Raw genomic sequence first — 20,901 nt, forward strand, 5'->3', positions numbered from 1 at the left:
CCGTACGGAGGTCAGTCCGTCTGCTCGTTCTCGCGCCGGCGCAGGATCACCAGGACCGCGCCGCCGATCACCACCAGGCCGATGGCCACGCCCGTGATCACGCCGGTCGCGGAGTCGCCGCCGGTCGCGGCCAGGTTGACGTCGGCCCCGGTGCCGCCGACCGAGGCCGGGCTGGGCTCACTGAGGGTCTGGGTGGTGAGGCCGGCGTCGGTGCCCTGGGTCTTGCAGTCGAGGACACCGGTGAAGCGGCGTTCGAGGCCGTTCGCGCCGGTGATCGTGAAGTCGTAGGCCTGGTCCTCCTGGAGCGGGATGGTGACCGTCCGCGAGGTGTTGGCCGGGATGGTGTACTCGGTGCTCACCAGCTCGAAGGTGAACGGCTTGTCCCCGGTGTTGGCGGCGGCGATGTCCACGCCGCTCCGGGCGCAGTCCTTCTCGGCCGACAGTGCCGGTATCGCGCCCTCGGCCGCCCAGGTCGCGTTCGCGGTCGCGGCGACCGTCGACTCGCTGGAGCCGGCCAGGATCTGCGTCTGGCTGCGGCTGTCGGAGGTGAAGGCGCGGCCGACGGGGACGGTCGTCGACGCCTGGACGGTCAGTTCGGCCGAGCCGTCCGCGGCGTCGTCGGGGACCTTGAAGTAGAGCTTGCTGCCCTCCTGGGCGGTGGTGACCGGCTTGCCGGTCCTGTCGGTGATCCGTACGCCGCTCAGGGCCGCGTCGGACGGCGGGATCACGGCGACGGTGCGCGCGTTGGTGTGGACCGTCACCGGGCCGAGCAGGCCGCCCGGCCGGCCGGAGACGGCCGCCGGGGAGAGGGTCAGCGAGGCCTGCGGCTCGTTCTGGCCGCGGGCGTTCTTCTCCAGGTAGTCGGCCAGCTTCTCGGCCTGCGGGTCGACGGCGTCGACGTCCGCGCCGTCCGAGTAGCGCCAGATCGCCACCTGGGTGCCGGCCGCCGCGTCCTGCTCGGTGAGGCTGCCGACGCCGGCCTTGCGGGCCAGTGCGGCGAGATCGTTGACCTGCGGGTAGGAGTTCTGCAGGATCCAGCGGATGTCGCCGGCGTTCCTGTCGGCGCCGAGCGAGGTGCCGCTCCACGCCGTCTCGTGGTACTTGGCGTCCCGCTGGGCGGGGTTGTGGAGGTCGACGCAGTACGTCTGGAGCGTGCCGCCGCCGTCCACGGACATCTCGAACAGGCCCGCGGCCACCTGCTCGTCACCGCCGTCGCTGTGGACCACGGCCTCGCCGTAGGTCTTCAGCCCGCTCATGGTCGCCGTCGCCCCGCTCTGGCTCGCGGCGGTCCCGTCGTCGGCCGCGGCCCGGCCGGCACCGGTCAGCGCGGCGGCGGCCACCAGCCCGGACACCAGGGTCGCGGCGGCGAGGCGGGCCATGCCTCTCGCGGCCACGGCGGTGCCGTAGTGCCTGGTGGACGCGCGGGGCGCCGAGGAGCCAGAGAACGCAGCGAGCACAGAATTCCCCTTCGAGCAGGACCCGTTGGACGAGGGGGGGACGGTCCCACCAGCAGAATCAGCGGCCCCAGGGGCCACGCCCGGCATCCTATGGATCAGCCGGACCGGCCTTTCCCGATGAGATGGTCCGATGAGCGATCCGATCCGTAATCGTTATCGCCGGGGCGCCGGCGAGAAGGGCCTGTCGACAAATCCGCCCGGTCACCCCGGTCGTGGTGGGGGCGTCTCGGAGCACACGCGCCGATAAGCCGTCAAAAGCCGTCAGCCCGGGGCCAGTCGGCCGCCGTGCGGGTGCCGGCGGCGAACGAGCCGTGCCGGGCGTCGACTTCACGTGCCGCCCCGCCCTCTCCGCCCCGTCATGCCACCGCTACCGCCGCCGTCACCGGTTCCGGTTCCGGTTGTGCCTGTGCGGATGTGCCGGGGGGCTCCGCCGGTGTCTCCCAGTTCGGTTCCGGGCGCGGCGGAGCCGGTGTCGTCGCGTCCGGCCTGCCGGTGCGCCGGAAGGCTGTCGTACCGCGGGCGAGGTCATGGCCGATCGCCACCGCGTCGATGTCGGCGGAGGTCCACTGCTGGCTCTCCCGGGTCTCGGTGCGCACCTTCAGCCGTCCCTGTACGACGACCGGGTCGCCGACGGCCAGCGAGGTCGCCGTGTTGGTGGCGAGCTGCCGGTTGGCCCACACCGTGAAGAAGTTGGTGTGGCCGTCCGTCCAGGCGTTCTTCTCGCGGTCCCAGTAGCGCGAGGTCACCGCCAGCCGGAACCGCGCCGACGGTCCCGCCGCCAGCTCGCGGAACACCGGCTGCGTCGCCACGTTGCCCACCGCGCAGACCATCGTCTCGTTCATCACGAACCCCTCCCTCGCCCGGCCGCCGTGGCCGGGCGGATCCGCGTACGGGTCCGTCCCGTACGGCTGTGTCCACCGCGGCGACCGCGTGCAGGGATGCGTTCGCGCTCGTGTTCGCCGAGCGCGTCCGTGTGTGCCCGTACGGGGTCCGGGTGCATCCGTGTGCGTCGTGATCGCCGCGGGACCAGACTGCCGCCGCCGGCCGGGGCCCGCCGGGCGCTGTGGACCACCGCCGGCCTGTGGACAACCCCACCACCCGGACGAGTGACCCGCCTCCCCCGGACGGAGCCTCACCCCACCCCTGGCCGCCCGGGTCACCGCATCCTGGTCGCCCGGGTCACCGCACCCTGGCCGCCCGGGTCACCCCACCCCGGCCCGCCCGCGTCACCGCACCCTGGCCGCCCGGGTCACCCCACCCCGGCCCGCCCGCGTCACCGCACCCCGGCACCCGCCCGCGTCACCCTCCCGTACTGCTCCCGCACCTCCTGGTACCGCAGCAGCTCCGCCGCCACCGGGTCCAGCACCCGGGCCCGGCCGCAGCCGGCCGCCGCCTCCCGCAGCCGGCGCTCCGCCTCCAGGCCGTACCGGCGGGCCGGTGCGCGGGCGGCGATCCGGCAGCCCCACTCGACCAGCGGTCCGCCGACGATCCCGGCGACCATCAGCAGCACCGGAACGCCCAGGTTGGGCGCCATCACCCCGGCGATCTGCCCGACCAGCCACAGCCCGCCGAGCACCTGGAGAAGCGTCATCGCGGCCTGGGCGAGCACCGCCACCGGCCACCAGCCGGGCCGCGGTGGCCGCCCCGGCGGCAGCCCGGCCCGTGCGGCCAGCTCGTCGAGCGCCTCGGAAAGGCCCTGCGAGCCGCGTACGGCCGCCTCGCGCACCGCCTGCGCCCAGGGCGCGGGCAGCCCGGCCGAGGCCCGCTCGGAGACCGTGCGCACCGCCTGCTCGACGCGCTGCCGCGCCGTGGCCTCCTCCTCCGGCTGGGCCTTCGGCAGGCGTCCGGTGGGCGGCTCGCCACGCTTGTGGTACCAGCGCCACAGCCGCAGCCAGGGCGTGCCGCAGGCCCGGTTGGCGTTGCGCCGCCAGGCCCGTTCGGCGGCCTCGCCGGCGGCGGTGGCGCCGACCGCGTCCGCGAGCCGCGCCGCGAACTCGTCGCGCGCCTCCTCGCTGAGACCGGCGCGCCGCCCGGTGGCGTAGACGGGCCGCAGCCGGGCCGCGGCGGCGTCCACGTCGGCGGCGACCCGGCGCGCCGCCGCGCCCCGCTCGGACACGAACTGGCCGAGCACCTCGCGCAGTTCGCCGACGCCGTCGCCGGTGAGCGCGGACAGTGCGAGCACGGTCGCGCCCGGGTCGCCGTACTCGCCGAGCGCGATGCCGTCGTCGTCGAGCAGCCGGCGCAGATCGTCCAGGACCTGGTCGGTGGCCTCGCCGGGCAGCCGGTCGGTCTGGTTGAGGACGATGAACATGACCTCGGCATGGCCGGCCATGGGGCGCAGATAGCGCTCGTGAAGGACCGCGTCGGCGTACTTCTCCGGGTCGACGACCCAGATCACCGCGTCGACCAGTTTCAGGATCCGGTCGACCTGTTCGCGGTGCTGGACGGCGGCCGAGTCGTGGTCGGGCAGGTCGATCAGGACCAGGCCGCGCAGTTGCGCGTCCGCCTCCGGGTTGTGCACGGGGCGGCGGCGCAGCCGGCCCGGGATGCCCAGCCGGTCGATGAGGGCCGCGCTGCCGTCGCTCCAGCTGCACGCGATGGGGGCGGCGGTGGTGGGCCGTCGTACCCCGGTCTCCGAGATGGCGACTCCGGCGAGCGCGTTGAACAGCTGGGACTTGCCGCTGCCGGTGGCCCCGGCGAGGGCGACGACGGTGTGCTGGCCGGAGAGCCGGCGCCGGTTGGCCGCCTCGTCCAGGACCCGGCCGGCCTCGGCGAGGGTGTTGCTGTCGAGGCGGGTGCGGGAGAGGCCGACCAGTTCGCGCAGGGCGTCGAGGCGGGAGCGCAGCGGGCCGTCGTACGCGAGCGGGGCGGGGGGCGGGGCGCCGGGACCGCGGGTCTCCAGGACGGGGACGGCGGCTTTGGCGGTCTCGGTGACGCGGCGGGCGATGAGGCCGTCGTCCCAGACGCCGTCGCCGGCGGCCGGATCGTCGGCGGCGGGCGGGGCGTCGTCGGCCGGTTCCCGTTGCTCCCGCACGCGCGCGTGCGGGACGTTCTCGGTTCCGGCGGCGGGCTCGGCGGCTTCCGCCGCCTCGGGAGCCTCGGCGGCCTGCGGGGATCCGGCGGCTTCGGGGGCGTCGGCGGCTTTGCCGGTATCCGCAGACTCCTTGGGCTCCTTCCCGGTCCCGTCCCGGTGCCGGGCGCCGTCCGGGACCCGGTCCCTCGCGGACCCCCGTCCGGCGTCCGGTACGGAGTCCGACGCGGTCGGGCCGGTCTCGACGGCGCTGGCGGAGTCACCGGTGTAGTCACTGGTGTGATCCATGCGTTCCATGTGATCCGTGTGGTCGTGGTCAGTGACGGCGGTCACCGGTCACCTCTCCTTCTGCAGGACGGACAGGGCGGCGATGAGTTCGGCCTGGGGTTCGGGGTGCACGTCGAGGGCGTCCAGCGGGGCGATGCGGCGCTCGCGTTCGGCATACAGGACACGGTCCACGTGCTCGGTGAGCAGCCGTCCCGCCCGGTCGCGCAGCCGCAGCGCGCCGTGGGCGCCGATGCGCTCGGCGAGCCGCTCCCCCGCCACCTTGGTGCGCCGTCCGCCGAGCAGCGCGGTGGCCACCAGGGCGGCGACGATCTCGGGGTCCGGGGCGACGCTGCGGTCGAGTTCGCGCACCTCGTCCTCGGCGTACTCCTCCAGCTCGCGCCGCCAGCGCCGGACGGCGATGCCGATGCGGTGCTCGGCGCTCTCCAGGGAGGGGTCGCGGTCGGTGAGTCCGGGGGCGGCGGAGGCCGGCTCCCGGCGCCAGGCGTCGTCGACGCGTTCGTCGGCGGCGGTGACGGCGCACAGCAGCAGGGCGGCGAGGCTCTCCACCAGGGCGTCCAGGAGTTCACCGGCGGAGCAGTCCAGGGGGTAGGCGCGCCAGCGCTTGAGGGCGTCGCCGGCGAGGACGGCTCCGCTCTGGAGGCGTCCGCGCACGCGCGCGTGCTCGCTGTCGTACGCCGTGTCGACGGCGGAGGTCAGGCGCAGCGCGGCGGCGTACTGGGCGGCGGCGGCGCCGGCCAGCTCGGGCATGCGGGCCTTGAGGGAGTCGAGCAGGCCGTGCGCGGTGCGGGCCAGGGTGTGGCCGCGGGCGCCGGGGTCCTGGGCCTGGTGGAGGAGCCAGGCGCGCAGCGGGGCGACCGCGGTGGCCGGGAGCAGCCCGCCGCCCCAGGCCGACTCGGGCAGCTCGGGCACCGTGAACCGGGGGACGTCGCCGAGTCCGGCCTTGGTGAGGAGGGCGCCGTACTGCCGGGAGACCTCGGAGACGACCGTGTGCGGGACCCGGTCGAGGACGGTCACCAGGGTCGCGTCGTACTCCTTGGCGGTACGCAGCAGGTGCCAGGGGACGGCGTCGGCGTAGCGGGCGGCCGTGGTCACCATCACCCAGATGTCGGCGGCGCAGATGAGTTCTGCGGCGAGGACACGGTTGTCGACGACCAGGGAGTCGATGTCGGGGGCGTCGAGCAGGGCGAGGCCGCGCGGGATGCTGTCCGCGGTCTCGACGCGCAGCACGCGCGCGGGGTTCTCGCCGGGGAGGAAGGGGTCGTCGCAGGGCTCCTGGTGCGGTACCCACTCGCGGGTGAGGTCGGGCAGCACGCGCATGCCGCTGAACCAGTGATGGTCCTCCGGATGACAGACCAGGACCGGGGTGCGGGTGGTCGGTCGCAGCACGCCGGCCTCGCTGATCCGGCGGCCCACGAGTGAGTTGACGAGGGTCGACTTGCCGGCGCCCGTCGAGCCGCCCACGACGGCCAGAAGGGGCGCTTCGGGCTCTCTGAGGCGGGGCACCAGATAGTCGTCGAGCTGTGCGAGGAGTTCGTCGCGGTTGGCACGCGCGCGTGGGGCCCCCGCCAGGGGCAGCGGGAAGCGTGCGGCAGCGACACGGTCGCGCAGGGCGGAGAGTGTGTCGAGCAGCTGAGGCCGTACGTCCAAGGTCACCACATGCGAAGAATGCCCAATTTTAGGGGAATTCTGAAGCATATAGACATGTCTGCGTGCCGACAGGACACATCGGACGGAAGGGGCGACTGGGACGGAGGCACAGTCCAGGCATAACGAGTGCACAACACCCGGTGCGTCAGGCGGCAAAAGCGATGCACGATTCGTACCTGCCTGCGATTATCAGGACCGCTTCACTGAACCTCCACATTGAGCCACGGAGGCGAAGCAACAGGGACACGGATCGGGGAGTTCTATCCTTGTCCCCGGCAACGTCACGGACCCGCCCCCACCAGGGCAGTACGTACGAGGCCAGCACAGCCGGCCCCCGTAGCTCAGTGGATAGAGCAGGCGCCTTCTAAGCGCTTGGCCGCAGGTTCGAGTCCTGCCGGGGGCGCCACTGACCTCGCGTCAGGCGGACCGCATTTTGCCTGGTCAGACTGTGTCTGACCTCCGTACATTTCCAGCCTACGCCGGTTCGCCGAAAGGCGTGGGAGTCCGGCTGACACCGGCTGAAACTGGGTTTCTACGGGTGTCTGTCCCCCATGCGTCCCCCAGCCTCCACCACTCAGATACACCAAAGGGACGTCTGCCGAGCAACGCCGAAGGGCGGTGTGGGACCCCATCCATGGAGGTCCCACACCGCCCTTCTCGCATCCGGGCTTACTCGGCCTTGCCGACATACCTGACGTCGTAGATCTGCTTCAGGTAGTTGTCCCGCTGACCGACGATGCACCGCGCATAGATGGCCAGGAGCACGGGCACGCTGTTCCCGGCCCACTCGGCGACCTGGGCCGGAGGTATGCCCTTATTGAGCCACGCGGTGAGGCAGGTGTGGCGGCAGTCGTACACGCGCTTACCCGCCGGCGACTTGTACTCGTGGGGCTGGAGGACCTCCGCTCGGGCCTTGTCCCAGACCCGTCGGAACACCGAGCCGGACAGCCTGCCGCCAAACTCTCCGGGGAAGAGGAGGTCGGTCGGCTTGAGCTTGTACTGGACGATGACCTCGCGAAGGAAGGCGACAAGGTCGGGGTGGATGGGCACAGTGCGGGTGTCGCCCTCCGCTCGCCCCTTCAGGTCACGGTCATCGTGAGGCTCTCCGCTGTCGGTCCATTGGCTGCCGACCTCCGGCCGGGCGCTGTGGACGATGAATTCGCCCCAGCCCGTTTCGGGCAGTATGGCGTCGCTCACATGAAGCGCGACGGCTTCCTCCGGGCGGAGACCGGCGTAGCAGAGGGTCGCGAAGAAGGCCCGATAGAGAGGCCCCCGCCGCAGGGGCCGCTTGCCGATCCAATCGAGGAGCGCGGTGACCTGCTCAGGGTTCAGCAGAGAGCGTTTGTCGATGGCCTGAGCGACCTTGGGTGCACCCCCTCCACTACCCTTTCCCTTCGGCAGGGGGTTCTGGCGGAGGATGCCGTGGCGGACGGCGTACTCCATCGCCAGGTTCATGATCCGCCGGTTGCGGGACACGGAGCTGGCCGCTGCGGCAGTGCCGTCCAGCAGCGTTCCGAGAGCGGAGACGACCGTGTCGATTCGGTCCGACTGCTCCCACGCTGCCATCGAGAGCGTATTGCGCTGGACCCAGTCGAGGATGACGCGAACCTCGTCGGGCATCGACTCTTCGGGGTTGGTCCGGCGCTTGGAGTTGAAGGCCCACTCGCGCAGCGCGGTCCGCACCTTGACCGGGTCGAACTGCTTCGGAGGCGTCCGGAGCAAGGCGATGGTCGCGGGGGTCATCGCCTTGGCCACGTTCTTCCGCTGGTTGGCGGAGAAGTGCGGCCAGGACTTGTCGACGAACTCGACCGCGAAGTCGTACCAGTTGGTGTCCGCGGCCTTGCTGGAGTACGAGATCGGCATGCCGGTCTCGGTGCTGAAGGGCTCGCCACGCTTGACTGCGGTCAACAGATCGGAGCGTCGGGCATCCGCGAGTGCTTTGGTCGGGTAGGTCTTGCTGTGCTTCTTGGTGCCGACCTTCCAGACCACCTTGTAGGTGTATCCGTTCGCTCGGGTCCGGCGCTCGATGTTGTAGATCCGTACGTCAAACGTGCCATCGATCAAGATGCGTCCTCACAATCACTAAGCCAGTTTTCGAAATCGCTACGCCGTATCCGGAGGCTTCCGTTGGGAAGGCGGATGCAGCGTGGTCCTCGCCCCTTCTGTCGCCAGTCGTAGAAGGTGGATCGAGCAATCCCCAGCTCGTCGCACACGTCATCGACCGTCAGCTTTGCCCCGGGCCGAGCTGCTACTGCCACGCCGCCGCCTCGCAGGCGTCGAGGACAGGACTCGGCGTCATCTCACGGCAGAAAAGGGCAGGGGGTATCGCGGATCGGCGCATGGCAGGGTTTCCTTGCTGAGGAACGAGGAGCGACAGGGGATGCGACAGCAACACCTCGCGCGGTCTACGCAAGGACGGCCGCCTGCCGGCGACCCGCGCTGCCTACGGCGGGGAGCGCCGCAGCAGAGTTGCCCCGCGCCTCCTCTTGCCAACGCGAAGCTGCCTGCATCGCCACGACTCCACCGCCAAGCGCAGCCGAATGCGAACACCTCAATAGTCGCGACGATCGCCGGTTTGGCTAACCGGCGATCGTCGGCTATGTTGCGCGCCGCATCACATACCTGGCGTCTTCTTGGGCTCGCCGTCGGCGAAGGGATTAGATACGAACGCAGGGCTCGGGGCGCGCCGTCCGAGGCGACCGTCAGCAGGCCGTCGCCCACGAGCCGGTCGAGATTCGCCGTGGCGCGACGCTCAGGAATCCAGCAGGCCGCTTCCACTTGCCACTTGGGGCACCGGGATGCCCCGCGACATACGCGAGGACAACACGATTACCGCGGTATCCCCGTTGCAATAGATCCTCAGTCCGCCAAGGACAGTCAGCGCGGGTGAAGTGAAGCGGGCAGATCGGATAGCGGATTCAGACAGACGGGCCTCCCAAGTCGGAGCCACGCCAGCGGGCCAACTTATGCGGCGCGTCATTTCGAGCGGTTTCGGGAACCTGATCGCACCGAGTAGCAGCACCGTCTGACCTGGTGTTTTGCGGGACGTTGTACGTTGACATGGTCCCGGCGCACCTTTCCAGTCTTTAGGAGCTATTTCTTGTCTGCCGTGGGCGAATCCCTAGCTGTAGATAGTCACGGTCCCTTGGTGCGGGCATGCTGCCTTAAGGCGCGTTCAACGTTGAGGTCGAGACAGCACGACTCATCCTCGTCTCCCCAAGGAGGGGCTGGATCAGGGCCGCGCCCATTCTGGTCGTCTCATGTCCTGGTACCTGCGTGCCCCCGGGGCGCCGCTGGATAGGGTCGGGTTACTCCCGGCTTGAGAGGCAGTGGCATGACCGACATTGTGATCGCGCAGACGACCAGCGACAGCGAGGACCTGGCGAAGGCGCTGGCCCGAGGCGCGGTCGAGAGCAAGCTGGCAGCCGGCGTTCACATCGATGGGCCGATCACCGCCCACTACTGGTGGGAAGACAAGGTCGAGGCAGCTCAGGAGTGGCGGATCTCGTACATGACAACATCAGACCGTCTCCCAGCACTGGAAGCCTGGCTCCACGAGAAGCACCCGTACGACGTCCCCCAGTGGATCACACTGCCCGTGACTGGGGGGTCGGAGGCGTACCTCTCCTGGGTTGCCGAGGAAACGGCATCGGGCTGAGAAACGCTGAGCCAGCCGTACGGCGGCTTCGTCGCCCCCGCGTTTGCCCGCGTCGCCCATACAAGGGTGCTCATGCTGCGAACTGCGCAAGGTGCAGGGCTAGTTCTTGCTCGCTGGCTGGAAGGGACGCAGCGATGGCTTGTGCGCGCTCCTTGCCCATTGTGTTGGGCTTAGCCTGAGCTGCTGCCGCGAATTGACGTGACACGTAAACGCCTTGGTCAACGTCGCCCCCGCGCAGGAGGGCCGAAGCCAGATCGCCGAGAACCACGACGCCCCCGTCCGGAAGCTCCCTTCCAAGGCGGCCGAGTGCAGTGTCAGCTGTGGACGCGAGTTCGGGGCGCCCCAGCTGGCCGTACACGGAAAGGGCCAACGAGTCCATGCGGTATGGGGTCACAAACCGAACCCATGCCTGCTCGCTGGCGTGATCCGCGAAGTCGTAGACGAACCGTGCACGCTCCAACGCCCGGAGCGCCCCCGTCTCATCGCCGGCCGCCGCAGCCTCCTCGGCATGCCTGCCGAGGACCCAGGCAGCAGCTGTTGCGTTGCCATGGCCTCGCACGTCCCTGGCCGCTTGAGAGAGGAGTTCAACCTTCGCCCTCGGCGTCGAGGTGGCGTAGCTGGCGTAGGTCAAAGCCAGAGCTCGGAGTGGTGGGTGTCCGGCGGTCGTCGCACACTGCGACGTGACCTTGTAGTAGGCGTCGGCTTTGTCAAGCTCCCCCAGATCCCAGGCCACCCATCCGGCCAGGGCGGCGGTCTCCCCGGCCGCGATGGTGAGTGCGCGTTCGTGCTCACCGGCGTGAGGCAAGGCCGCGGTGATCGCGTCAAGATGCGACTCGACAGTGCTCTGCAAGCGCCGGGCGCTGAGGCTGAGTTCCTGAACGTGCAGATCAGCAGCCCGGTCGATGAGCGCGATAGCGGCGACCCTATCGATCTTGGCCCCTTGGCGGAGGGCGAATGCGAGGCGCCCCCAGGGCTCGGCCGCTGTGCTCACGCCGATCGCAGCGCCACCCAGTAATGTGCGGCGCTTCACGGCGTCCTGGTCCTCCCCTGCATCGGCATGCCCCCTTCTCTTCCGAGCGCGTGCTGCCTTGGCCTCCCGCTGCAACACCTCGGAAGGAACACCGCAGGCCGCCGCAATGTGACCGATCGTGTGGCTGGTGGGAATGGTTTCAAAGTTCTCGTAGCGGCTGATCTCTCTGCGGGTCATGGTGTCCCGGCCGGAGACAACGTTGATCGCCTCTGCCTGCTGCTCCTGCGTCCTGCCCGCATCCTGCCGCAGCCGGAGGAGCAGGTCGGCGAACGGATCTGGCATGAGTCTGACCTCTGTTGGTGGGCGGAATCCAATCATGGCCTCAATTCCCCCCTCCCGTTTCCCCCCTTGACAAGTTTTTCCCCCTCTCAATTCCCCTGGTCCGAGGCCGGGGCACACGATGCGATGAGCCCATGACGATGTTCCGCAGGGTGGCACCGCTCCCGCTCGCGAGGGGGATCAACCTGGCGGGCAGAACTTGGCCCCAGAAGTGGGCTCCCCTGCAACGCAGTCAAGCCGTCAGGTCGCGGCTGGCTCTTTACGCACCGTCGGGGAGCGAGTCTCTGGCGCTACCGAGCGTGAGAGCCGCCGATCGGTTCCAGACGTCCCAAGGGAGCATGGTGATGACCTGTTCGGTACACGCCTGCTCGCGAGGTATGCCTAGCGGACACTGCCTCATACGATTGATCAACTCGGGTTTCAGCGATGCCGCCGTCTCAGCGTTCGGCAGCGTCTCGCCAGTAGTCCATCAGCATCTCGCTCGGCCAAGAGGGCTGAGTCATGGGGCCGCGAGGGAGCATCTCCTCGAACACGGCCACCAGATCCACCACCTCCGTTCCGTCATCTGCGTCGAGATCGGTCACGTGCAGATCGCGCCCGTCAACGCGGAGAAGCCGAGGAAAGGAGGTCGCCAGCCGGGCGGGCCGACGGTGGTTGTGGTGTACGAAGGTCCCGGTCGCCGGCCACGCCGGATTGTCGCGTGGGCTGCGGGCATGCAGGGCTACGTCATCAGGCGCCCCGAGGTTGAAGAACCAGGTGACCTGGAGGTGCGAGAACTCCTCGATGCCCTGCAGGGTCTCCACGGGGTAGTCTGGCCGCAATCGAATGATCGATTCCACACCGCCCTTGAAGTCGTCGAGCCGCCCGGTGTGGCCTCCCACAACAGTGGCGATCACAGGCACTTCGATGGACTGTGCGGACACGATTTTCCCCTTCTCGAATTCGAGCAGGGCGGGACGCACGGCTGCACCGTGTTCGTCCTCGCCACCACGGCGCCGTCAGGCTACTCGTTCGAGTACGGCCTTGGCTCGCTCGTCGATCTCCGCTGCCGCGTGGATCCCGCGGTTTCGGAAGGGAGACAACACCCTGCGCATGTTCACGACGGCCTCCCGGGCTCTTCCCGACTGGACGCCTTCCATTGCGTCAAGTGCCTGTGCCCACGTGTGGCAGGCCGCCTCGACGTTGCCCTGTTTGGCCTGCACCGTGCCCATGTAGCCCAGTGTCACGGCGTGGGTCCGGCTGAACGTGACGGCCTTCCGTGTCAGCACGCTGTTGTTGAACTCGCGAAGCGCCCCTTCAAGGTCGCCGAGGGTCCACAGGGTGCGTGCCGTCTCGTGAGCCAGCGAGGCTTGTTGGAAGAACCACACCCGGTGGGGATCTTCGTCACCGGGCCGGGCCGCAGCGAGGTCGTCCTCGGCCCGGAGAAGGGCTGCAATCGCCTCACGCTTCTGCCCGTCGGTCGCGAGGCTGCGCGCCTGTACGACACCGAGCAGCGCGCGCTCCCGAGGTGTTGCCAGGGTGTACCGCTTTCGGTCCACGGACGCTGCCGCAAGTCTCACCCCTGCGCGGGGATGCCCCAAATCGGTTGCCTGATGGGCCATGGCGCGCAGAATGTGACCCGCCAGCGGGGCTTCGTCGGCTTCGGCTGCGAGCTTCAGGGCCAGTGTGAAGTAGCGGCGTGCTGCTTCGTGTTGAGAGGCGTCGAAGCTCATCCAGGCGGCCACGTACACAGCTTCGGATGCGGCAGCAAGAAGGTCGCGACGAGTCTCCTCGCTTGTGAAGTCCCCACCCACGTATCCAGCGACATCATCGAGGATGTACTGCCGCAGGGCTGTGCGGCCGTCCATCCCGCCGTGCCGTTGGTCTCGCTTGGAGAAGAACTCGGTCATCTCACGGACGGCGGCGACCTCGCCGGCACCGATCCGACGACTTGTTGCTGCTGGACGGGACCTGGCTCGCTCTGGGGCGTCGTCCCACCACTGCTGGGCGGGCAGCACCAGGCCACCTACCGAGTAGGCGGCACCAGCCAGCAGTTGGCGGCGTTCCAAGTCCACGTCGCTCCTCCCCAGATCCACCAGCGCGGTCAGCGTATCGACGCGCCATTCGGATGCCGGGGCGGCCTCGAGAGTCGATGCCGCGAGCCCGATTTCCGCCAGGGTGACCGGGCGCTGCAGCCGCCGGGACAGCGTCTCGCACAAGATACGGGGTGCCCTGCCGGCGGGGCGTGTCCCGGAGATCCACATCGCGATGTGCGAACGGCTCGTGCTGAACAGCTCGTCCGCGCCAACCTCCGCGGCAACCCTGACCACCGCCGCAGCAACCTTGGGCTGCGACCAGCCGGTCTCCGCAATCACAGCGGCAAGTTGTTCGTTCCTGCGTGCCATCACGCGTCCCCGTTCACAAGAGAACGATCTTTGACGGGTTTGACGGCCTCGCGGACTGGCCGGGGATACCAACCCGTCGTCATTCACGGTTCGCTCAAGGTCAACGAAACCACCATCTGCCTTTGCCTGGGAGGAAATCCGGTGAAGACCAGCCACTCGTCTGGTGCCGACGCCAGGACCTTTCCCGGCGGCTCAACTGCCGCTACCGCTGTCGCGGGGGCGGAAGAGGACTGGGAGCCGCAGTCCGCCCAGGTACGAGCCGTCAGGAGCCGGGCATGAATCGGCCACAGGCCCAGGACGACTACGCCGACGCCCCCGAGCATCAGAAGAGTCTGACGCTGGCGGCAAATGACAGTGCCCCTCGGGTGGCTCGGTCCTTCACCCGCGATGCGCTCAGTGCCTGGGGGCTGGACGACCTCTTGGACGATGCGGTGCTGATCGTCAGTGAACTCACCACCAACGCCGAGCGCTATGGCCGAGTTTCCTCCGAGGCTGTGGAGAGGGATCGGTCCACAGAACAGGGCGTATGCAACGAAAAGATCACGCTGACGCTCGTGGTCCAAGCCGATGTCGTGACGATCGAGGTGGAGGACAACTCGCCTCACGCCCCAGTTGAGCGGGTTCCCGATCAAGACGCGATCAGCGGACGCGGCCTGCATCTCGTGTCGGCGATGGCCGAGAGCTGGTCCAGTTGCCCCACCGAGGACGGAGCCGGCAAGCGGGTGCTCGCCTTCATCAAGCGCCCGGATCCGACCCCCACTTCCTGAACCTTGTCATCCCCTTGTCCTATTTGGAGACCTTCGCCATGCCTCCCCAACCATGTCTCTCCACTTCGTCCTCCGTCACGGGGAGCAAGGCCGACTCCGGCTCCGAGGCCGGGCCTGGCCTCCTCCTCGACCTGGACGGTGTCCTGGTCGACACGCTTCCGGTGATGGAGAGTGCCTGGCGCGCAGTCCAGGAGGCACACGGCCTCGTGGTGCCCTTCTCGGCGTACCAAGAACACCTCGGCCGCCCCTTCGACGACATCATGGAACGTCTCGGCCTGCCCAACGCCCAGGAGATCCACCGGACATACACGGAAGCGTCTGCGGCTGCGGCCCACCTGGCCCGAGCGTTCGATGGCATCACGGACGTGCTTCTCGCGGTCGCTGCCGCCGGCTGGTCGCTCGGGGTCGTCACGTCCAAGCCGCTGCTCCGGGCAGCCCCTCTTCTCGCGGAACTGGGCTGCCCATTCGCGACGGTTCGCGGACCCGGCGGGCCGGGGCGGGGTAAGCCGGCGCCGGACCCGCTCCTGCTCGCCTTGATCGACCTCGGCACTGATCCGGCCGACGCGAAATTCGTGGGCGACATGGCGGTCGACCAGGAGGCTGCCCGCCGGGCCGGCGTCCCCTATATCCATGCGGGTTGGGGATACGGCCGTCCGAATGGCCCGTCTCCCGTGGTCGCCGAATCACCCAGAGAGCTGTTACACCTCCTCGGCGTCACCACCCCTCCGGCCCCGTTCATCGAAGGGGGCCTGTTGTGAGGGAAGTCGGGCACAGCGCCCTCGGCCTGGTCCGGACCGGTGCCGCTGGGCAGCCGTTGTGGGCCTTGGTGGGAGAGGGCGCTCTCGCCAACATGCGCGCGGAGCAGATCACCACACGCGACCTGGAGGCCCTGCCGCTCGACTCGGGCGAGGTGGATGAGCACGTCGACCGGATCATGGGTGCCCTTGAGACGTACGGCGCGCACCTCGCGGCGACACCGGGCGGCGCGGGATGGCTCTACGTGCAGCATGTGCCGGTACGGCGTCTGGTGGCGCAAATGGTGCGCAGGCTGATGGCGCTCACTGCCTGGGAGCCGTTCGCGAAGGCCCCCGGCTCGATGACGCTCGCTCCGTACGAGGGGCTCGTCGGGGTGCGGTCGAGCAGTTCGCGGGAGTACCGGTCCTACACCGTCAGCTGGTCCGGTGTGGCCTTCGTACTGGGCGCGGCAGCCCCGCACAACCCGCTGCGCTCGGCGCCATTACGCACCTTTCCCGCGCCTCAGGTAGCCGCTTCGGCCACGTCTGTTTCCGGGGACTTGAGCAGTGATGTGGTGGCGTTGTCCTGGTCGTCTCGTCACGCGGCCACGCTGCTCCCCGTTCTCGAAGTCCTCGCGCGTGGCGGGCGGCGGAGCCTGCTGATCGACCTCGCCACCGATGCGGAGGAACGCTGTCCGGCTCCAGATTCCGGAGAAGTGGGACTGTGCTCGCCGTCCGCTGGTTTGTTCGGACTCCGGGGCGCTGTGGAAGGGCTCCGGCCGCAAGAGGACAGCGCCGTCGTTCGGGTGGAGGAGCACACAGTGCTGCTGGGCCGGCTGGTCCGGCTCCTGTCCGTGCTGCTCGAGACGAGCGGGGGATGCACCCAGCCGTCGTGGCGATCCGTTGTGGAAGCGGAAGCCTGGCTGGACGACGTCCTTGCCGAGGCCCGGCCGCACACCCTGCTGGTCAGCAACGACACCAGCCCGCTGGGAGCACTCGCCGTACATGTGGCCGATCGCCATGAAATCAATACGGTGCACGTTCAGCACGGGGCGTGGACAGCCGAGTCGGTCGCGTGGCCTGCTCTCCACAGCCGTCACATCGTGGTCATGGGCGAACGCGACGCCGCTCTCGCGAACGCCTGGACGCGGCATCCCGACGCCGAGGTCCACGTCCTGGGCCAGCCTCGCTTCGACGGCCTAGTTCATCTCGACCGTGAGGCCCAACGCCGTTTTCTGGCACAGCTGATGGCTGGCGCCGCGGGACGTGAGCCCGCCCGGATCGCGGTGTGGGCCTGCCAGCCCTTCGGCCCTGACCGGCTCCGCGCCCAGGCGAACCTGCTCATGGACGGGCTCCGTCGAGCCGACGGTGACTGGGGACTTGTCATCGCCCCTCACCCCGCCCAGAGCGCCGACGCGTTCTCCAGCCTGACCCGCCGCAAGGACGGACCCCTCGTAGCCGTGGCCGACCCGCGCATCGGGGCACGGGGGTGCTTTGCCGGTGCCGATGCTCTGGCGAGTGCGTACTCGACCTGCGGTATCGAGGCGGCCCTCCTGAACGTGCCCGTCCTTGAATGCGGCCCGGCAGGCGAGCGCACGCTCGGGCTGGCCGACCACGGCCTCGCCTCGCGCTGCACCAGTGCCGACGAGGTCGCCGACGCACTCTCCGCGCTGGCCCGTCCCGATCAGCCCGCCGCCCAGACGATGCCGGATGCGGTGTGCCGGTGGCGCGGCAGCAGCGCTGCCGACATCGCGCACCTCATCCTCAGCCGTGCCGACGCCACTGCCGCATACCCCGACCCCGTCCACCACGATGCCCCCGGCGCTGATCGCACACAGGCGCGGGGCGAAGGAGTCCGTGCCCGATGACCCAGTTGACCGGCGACAGCGTCGCCGAACTCTTCGCCGCGGCCGTCACGCTGGCGAAGAACGGCGAGAAGGTCGCGCCCCGCGGCATGGCGACCCGCGAGGTCCTCGACGTCCACATGCGGTTGACCCAGCCCCGGGCCCGGCTGCTGTCCGCGCCGCCAGCGCGGATCCTCAATCCGGCGTTCGCGGTAGCCGAGACCGTCTGGCACCTCTCCGGCTCGGACGCCGACTGGATCTTTGACTACAACGCCCGGTTGAGGCAGTACGCCGATGACGGCGTACTGCGGGGCGCGTATGGGCCACGGATGCGGAACTGGGCGGGGAAGGTTGACCAGTTGCGCCGCGTCGTCGAAATCCTCACGGAGGACGCCGGCTCCCGCAGGGCCCTGATACAGCTGTACGACCCGGCCCTGGACGCCGCCGGGCACAAGGACGTGCCCTGCACGCTCGGCTTCGCCTTCCACCTGCGCGCCGGCCGCCTCCACATGACGACCACCATGCGCGGCCAGGACGTGTGGATCGGCCTGCCGTACGACCTGTTCTTCTACACGGTCCTGCACGAGCTGGTCGCCGGGTGGCTCGACGCTGAGCTCGGCGACTTCCACCACCACGTGGGGTCCTTGCACATCTACGACCACCATCTCGACCAGGCCGCGGAACTCACCTCGCTCACCGCGAGCGAGATCATGCCCGACCTCCGCACCCCGTGGGACGGCTTCGACGAACTGCTCCGGCACGTCCAGGCCGGGGAGCTGACGGGACATCCGGGCTGGGACACCATGGCCGAGACGATGCACAGCTACCGGCTGTGGAAGGACAACCTTCGCGATCCGGCACGGCAACGGGCCCACCGGATCAACGGCCCACTCGGCCCGGCGCTGGCGTCCTGGTACAGCGAGCTGAACCGCCGCGCCGCGTCCGCCCGCACTGTGGCAGGGGTCAGGTGACGGCCGCTATGAACCACGTTCCGTCCGTCATTCTCGGCCTGTGCTCCTACACCCACGACTCGGCCGCCGCGCTGCTGGTCGACGGGGAGCTGATCGGATTCGTCGAGGAAGAGCGGCTGTCCGAGGCCAAGCACACCAAGGCATATCCACGCCATGCGGTCGAATGGCTGCTGAAAGAGGCCGGGATCACCGCCGACGATGTCGACGCGGTCGCCTACAACTTCCAGCCCGCCCGCTACCTCGTCGAGTCCCCAGGCGCACTGCGCCTGACCTTGTCGGCGACGACACGCGAGCGGGCGCTACCCAGGGCCCACGGCTTCGCCAAGGTGGCCTTGCGCACCCAGCACCGCGTCCGCACGCTCGGCCGGCTGTTCCCCTCCGCCCGCGTCACACCGGTCCAGCACCACCGAGCCCATCAGATGGCCGCCTTCGCCGCGTCGGGGTGGGCCGAATCCGCAGTGCTCGTCGTCGACAGCCTCGGCGAACGGCAGACCACCACCATCGGCCACGGTCACGAAGCGCTGCGACCGCGCACCCGCATCGTCGAGGCACTCCACGACCCGGCGTCGTTGGGCTACGTGTACGGCGCAGTCACCGAACACCTGGGGTGGCGCCGCGGGGACGAGGAAGGCACCGTGATGGCCCTCGCCGCTCTCGGCGATCCCAAGCGGTTCCGGCACCTGTTCGCGCGCGCCGTCCGCACCACGGCGGCCGGCTTCTTCGTCGACCCGGCCTACTTCCCCCCGCGCACGCTGTCCTCCGGCTACCCCCGGACCTCACGTCGCTTCACCTCCGAGACATGCCCCGCGCGACACTCGGACGAGCCGCTCGTGGACGTCCACCAGGACCTGGCCGCGGCGCTCCAGGAGCGCACCGAGCAGGTCATGCTGCACCTGGCCCGGCGAGCCAGGATGATCACCGGCTCTCGCCGCCTGTGCGTCGGCGGCGGAGTCGCCACGAACTGCGTGAGCATCGGGCGCATCATCAAGGCTGGCATCTTCGACGAGGTCTTCGTGCCCCCCGCCCCGGGCGATGCCGGCACCGCGCTCGGCGCCGCGGTCGCCCTGCACATGGACGGGGGAAGCCGACGCCCCGTGTCGGGCGTCGCCCGCGCCTGCTACCTCGGTCCGTCCTTCCACGGCCTCACCCTCGACCTCACCCCGTGGCCCGGGCTGCAGCAGAAAATGCTGGGCATCGAGACCGCCGAGTTCCTCGCCGACCAGCTCGCCCACGGCGTGATCGCTGGCCTGTTCCAAGGCCGGGTGGAAGCTGGACCCCGCGCCCTGGGAAACCGCTCGATCCTCGCCTCGCCCCTGGAATCCGGCGTCGTGGAACGACTCAACGCCACCGTGAAATACCGCGAGCACTTCCGGCCCTTCGCTCCCATGGTCCTGGCTGAGCGCGCCCAGGAGTTCTTCACGCTCGGACAGGAAGCGCCCTACATGTCCATGGCCTCCGGCGTGACGGAGACCGCACGCGAGCGGGTGCCGGCCATCATCCACGCCAACGGCACCTCCCGCCTGCAGACCGTCACCGCCGCACAGAACCCGTTCATGCACGCGGTCCTGACCGCCTTCGCCCGCCGCACCGGAGTCCCGGTCCTCATCAACACCTCGCTCAACGTCAAGGGCAAGCCCATCTGCGGGACACCGACCATGGCCCTGGACTGCCTGGCCGACTCCGGCCTGGACGCTCTCCTGCTGGAAGACCGGTGGATCACCAAATGAAGATCGGATACAGCTTCTGGGGCTTCCTCGGCAACGGCATCACCAACACCCCGGACGGGGGCCGCAGCCACCGCCGCCCGTTCATCGACGCCCTCATCGCCCGCGGGCACGAGATCGTCTTCCTCCAGGCCAACCGCGACCTGTTGGAAGCCGACGACGACCTCGGCGGCACGTACGCCTTCGCCCCCGGCATCCCGAAGATCGACGCGCTGTTCCTCGAATGGCGCTGGGCGATCGACGGACGCAACACGACCCCGTGCGGCACCGAGGGCCACACCTGTGACCTGCACCGCCAGGCCGAACTCATCACCCTCTATACCGCGCGGCGCGGCACGCCGACCGTGATCTGGGACAAGGACCGCACGCTGCGGCACGAGAGCATCTGGCGCGGCACCCTGCAGACCGCGGTATGTGAAGCGGCCCTCGAACCCTCACCGGGCGCCCATCGCCTGCTCTTCCCCGTCGACGACCGGCTCCTGGCTGAAGCCGACCCCGTCGCACTCACCGCGCAGCCGCGTGACCTGGTGCTCGGCTACGTCGGCAACCAGTACGACCGCGACGCGCACTTCGATCGCTACTTCGCCCCTGCCGCCGCGCACGTGGCGCACCTCGTCGGCGGCAAGTGGACCCAGACCGACCGTTGGCCGCATGTCTACTTCCTCGGACGGATCCCGTTCCAGGACGCCCACGCACTGTATGGCAGGTCCCTGGCCACCGTCCTCATGCTGCCTGAGCGGTATGCCGCAGTCGGGCAGATGACCCAGCGGATCTTCGAGGCGGTGCTCGCCGGCTGCCTGCCACTGGCGCCGGCCGACATCCGCCACGTTGAGGAGTTCGTGCCCGCCGAGCTGATCGTGACCTCCGGTCACGAGGTGATCGAACGGCTCGCCCATCTCCGGAAGATCGCCGGGAGCCAGCAGCACGCAGACCTGATACGGGCCTGTCTGGACCGCCTGGACCTGTTCCGCCTGAGCAGGCAGGTCGATGCGCTGGAGAGCGTGCTGGCCACGCTCGTCCGTGGCGCGAACGAGCGAGGAGCGGCCTGATGCGACAGACCTTCCAGGCCGGCCTGCCTAGATCATCC

Annotated in this window: 16 protein-coding genes and 1 tRNA gene; 8 read left to right on the plus strand and 9 right to left on the minus strand. The window is 69.5% G+C overall.

Annotation, left to right across the window (positions count from 1 at the left end):
• Positions 1 to 11: 11 nt before the first annotated feature.
• The 4 genes from OHB00_RS18355 to OHB00_RS18370 all read right to left on the minus strand — a co-directional run bounded on the left by OHB00_RS18355 (position 12) and on the right by OHB00_RS18370 (position 6,432).
• Positions 12 to 1,379: a Cys-Gln thioester bond-forming surface protein gene (locus OHB00_RS18355; RefSeq protein WP_406445846.1), complete on the minus strand. Its 1,368-nt coding sequence runs from the start codon at positions 1,377 to 1,379 to the stop codon at positions 12 to 14.
• 434 nt (positions 1,380 to 1,813) lie between these two features.
• Positions 1,814 to 2,299 (minus strand): single-stranded DNA-binding protein, encoded by a 486-nt coding sequence (locus OHB00_RS18360; protein WP_406435974.1) that lies wholly within the window; start codon positions 2,297 to 2,299, stop codon positions 1,814 to 1,816.
• A 431-nt stretch (positions 2,300 to 2,730) separates the two neighbouring features.
• Positions 2,731 to 4,821: a YfjP family GTPase gene (locus OHB00_RS18365; protein WP_406435975.1), complete on the minus strand. Its 2,091-nt coding sequence runs from the start codon at positions 4,819 to 4,821 to the stop codon at positions 2,731 to 2,733.
• Between the two features lie 3 nt (positions 4,822 to 4,824).
• Complete coding sequence (locus OHB00_RS18370) at positions 4,825 to 6,432, minus strand: dynamin family protein (RefSeq protein WP_406435976.1); 1,608 nt, start codon at positions 6,430 to 6,432, stop codon at positions 4,825 to 4,827.
• Between the two features lie 321 nt (positions 6,433 to 6,753).
• On the opposite strand from OHB00_RS18370, the gene OHB00_RS18375 reads away from it, so the two are divergent.
• Positions 6,754 to 6,829 (plus strand) — tRNA-Arg (locus OHB00_RS18375).
• 263 nt (positions 6,830 to 7,092) lie between these two features.
• Here the strand turns inward: OHB00_RS18375 and OHB00_RS18380 are convergent.
• Together OHB00_RS18380 and OHB00_RS18385 are read right to left on the minus strand one after the other, a co-directional pair.
• Positions 7,093 to 8,487, minus strand: coding sequence for a tyrosine-type recombinase/integrase (locus tag OHB00_RS18380; RefSeq protein ID WP_267299439.1), 1,395 nt, complete (start codon positions 8,485 to 8,487; stop codon positions 7,093 to 7,095).
• Positions 8,484 to 8,681, minus strand: coding sequence for an AlpA family transcriptional regulator (locus tag OHB00_RS18385; RefSeq protein WP_086755127.1), 198 nt, complete (start codon positions 8,679 to 8,681; stop codon positions 8,484 to 8,486). Before OHB00_RS18385 ends, OHB00_RS18380 begins: the two co-directional genes overlap by 4 nt.
• Positions 8,682 to 9,757: 1,076 nt before the next feature.
• On the opposite strand from OHB00_RS18385, the gene cutA reads away from it, so the two are divergent.
• A complete protein-coding gene (gene cutA, locus OHB00_RS18390; protein ID WP_406435977.1) occupies positions 9,758 to 10,081 on the plus strand; it encodes a divalent-cation tolerance protein CutA in 324 nt (107 codons plus the stop codon).
• A 70-nt stretch (positions 10,082 to 10,151) separates the two neighbouring features.
• On the opposite strand, the gene OHB00_RS18395 is transcribed toward cutA, so the two are convergent.
• From OHB00_RS18395 to OHB00_RS18405, 3 genes are all read right to left on the minus strand, one after another.
• Positions 10,152 to 11,393 carry a helix-turn-helix transcriptional regulator gene (locus OHB00_RS18395; protein WP_086755125.1) on the minus strand — a complete coding sequence of 414 codons (1,242 nt, stop codon included), beginning with the start codon at positions 11,391 to 11,393 and terminating at the stop codon, positions 10,152 to 10,154.
• 434 nt (positions 11,394 to 11,827) lie between these two features.
• Positions 11,828 to 12,313, minus strand: coding sequence for a TrmO family methyltransferase (locus tag OHB00_RS18400; RefSeq protein WP_086755141.1), 486 nt, complete (start codon positions 12,311 to 12,313; stop codon positions 11,828 to 11,830).
• Positions 12,314 to 12,388: 75 nt separating this feature from the next.
• Positions 12,389 to 13,774, minus strand: a complete 1,386-nt coding sequence (locus tag OHB00_RS18405; protein WP_406435978.1) for a Tat pathway signal protein — start codon at positions 13,772 to 13,774, stop codon at positions 12,389 to 12,391.
• 275 nt (positions 13,775 to 14,049) lie between these two features.
• On the opposite strand from OHB00_RS18405, the gene OHB00_RS18410 reads away from it, so the two are divergent.
• From OHB00_RS18410 to OHB00_RS18435, 6 genes are all read left to right on the plus strand, one after another.
• Positions 14,050 to 14,541 carry an ATP-binding protein gene (locus OHB00_RS18410; RefSeq protein WP_406435979.1) on the plus strand — a complete coding sequence of 164 codons (492 nt, stop codon included), beginning with the start codon at positions 14,050 to 14,052 and terminating at the stop codon, positions 14,539 to 14,541.
• Between the two features lie 23 nt (positions 14,542 to 14,564).
• Positions 14,565 to 15,299: an HAD family hydrolase gene (locus OHB00_RS18415; RefSeq protein WP_256964385.1), complete on the plus strand. Its 735-nt coding sequence runs from the start codon at positions 14,565 to 14,567 to the stop codon at positions 15,297 to 15,299.
• 92 nt (positions 15,300 to 15,391) lie between these two features.
• Positions 15,392 to 17,143 (plus strand): hypothetical protein, encoded by a 1,752-nt coding sequence (locus OHB00_RS18420; RefSeq protein WP_406435980.1) that lies wholly within the window; start codon positions 15,392 to 15,394, stop codon positions 17,141 to 17,143.
• Positions 17,140 to 18,090 carry a thymidylate synthase gene (locus OHB00_RS18425; protein ID WP_406435981.1) on the plus strand — a complete coding sequence of 317 codons (951 nt, stop codon included), beginning with the start codon at positions 17,140 to 17,142 and terminating at the stop codon, positions 18,088 to 18,090. Before OHB00_RS18420 ends, OHB00_RS18425 begins: the two co-directional genes overlap by 4 nt.
• A gap of 8 nt (positions 18,091 to 18,098) precedes the next feature.
• Positions 18,099 to 19,817, plus strand: coding sequence for a carbamoyltransferase (locus tag OHB00_RS18430; protein WP_406435982.1), 1,719 nt, complete (start codon positions 18,099 to 18,101; stop codon positions 19,815 to 19,817).
• Positions 19,814 to 20,863, plus strand: a complete 1,050-nt coding sequence (locus OHB00_RS18435) for a hypothetical protein (RefSeq protein ID WP_406435983.1) — start codon at positions 19,814 to 19,816, stop codon at positions 20,861 to 20,863. Before OHB00_RS18430 ends, OHB00_RS18435 begins: the two co-directional genes overlap by 4 nt.
• Positions 20,864 to 20,901 lie beyond the last annotated feature (38 nt).

The sequence above is a fragment of the Streptomyces sp. NBC_00631 genome, from assembly GCF_045206895.1.
Lineage (GTDB): Bacteria > Actinomycetota > Actinomycetes > Streptomycetales > Streptomycetaceae > Streptomyces.

Bases quoted from the DNA above. Each gene is read 5' to 3' on its own strand.
- OHB00_RS18355 (WP_406445846.1), bottom strand. From the start codon at position 1,379: ATGGCCCGCCTCGCCGCCGCGACCCTGGTGTCCGGGCTGGTGGCCGCC.
- OHB00_RS18360 (WP_406435974.1), bottom strand. From the start codon at position 2,299: ATGAACGAGACGATGGTCTGCGCGGTGGGCAACGTGGCGACGCAGCCG.
- cutA (WP_406435977.1), top strand. From the start codon at position 9,758: ATGACCGACATTGTGATCGCGCAGACGACCAGCGACAGCGAGGACCTG.
- OHB00_RS18395 (WP_086755125.1), bottom strand. From the start codon at position 11,393: ATGCCAGATCCGTTCGCCGACCTGCTCCTCCGGCTGCGGCAGGATGCG.
- OHB00_RS18405 (WP_406435978.1), bottom strand. From the start codon at position 13,774: ATGGCACGCAGGAACGAACAACTTGCCGCTGTGATTGCGGAGACCGGC.
- OHB00_RS18410 (WP_406435979.1), top strand. From the start codon at position 14,050: ATGAATCGGCCACAGGCCCAGGACGACTACGCCGACGCCCCCGAGCAT.
- OHB00_RS18420 (WP_406435980.1), top strand. From the start codon at position 15,392: ATGCGCGCGGAGCAGATCACCACACGCGACCTGGAGGCCCTGCCGCTC.
- OHB00_RS18425 (WP_406435981.1), top strand. From the start codon at position 17,140: ATGACCCAGTTGACCGGCGACAGCGTCGCCGAACTCTTCGCCGCGGCC.
- OHB00_RS18430 (WP_406435982.1), top strand. From the start codon at position 18,099: ATGAACCACGTTCCGTCCGTCATTCTCGGCCTGTGCTCCTACACCCAC.
- OHB00_RS18435 (WP_406435983.1), top strand. From the start codon at position 19,814: ATGAAGATCGGATACAGCTTCTGGGGCTTCCTCGGCAACGGCATCACC.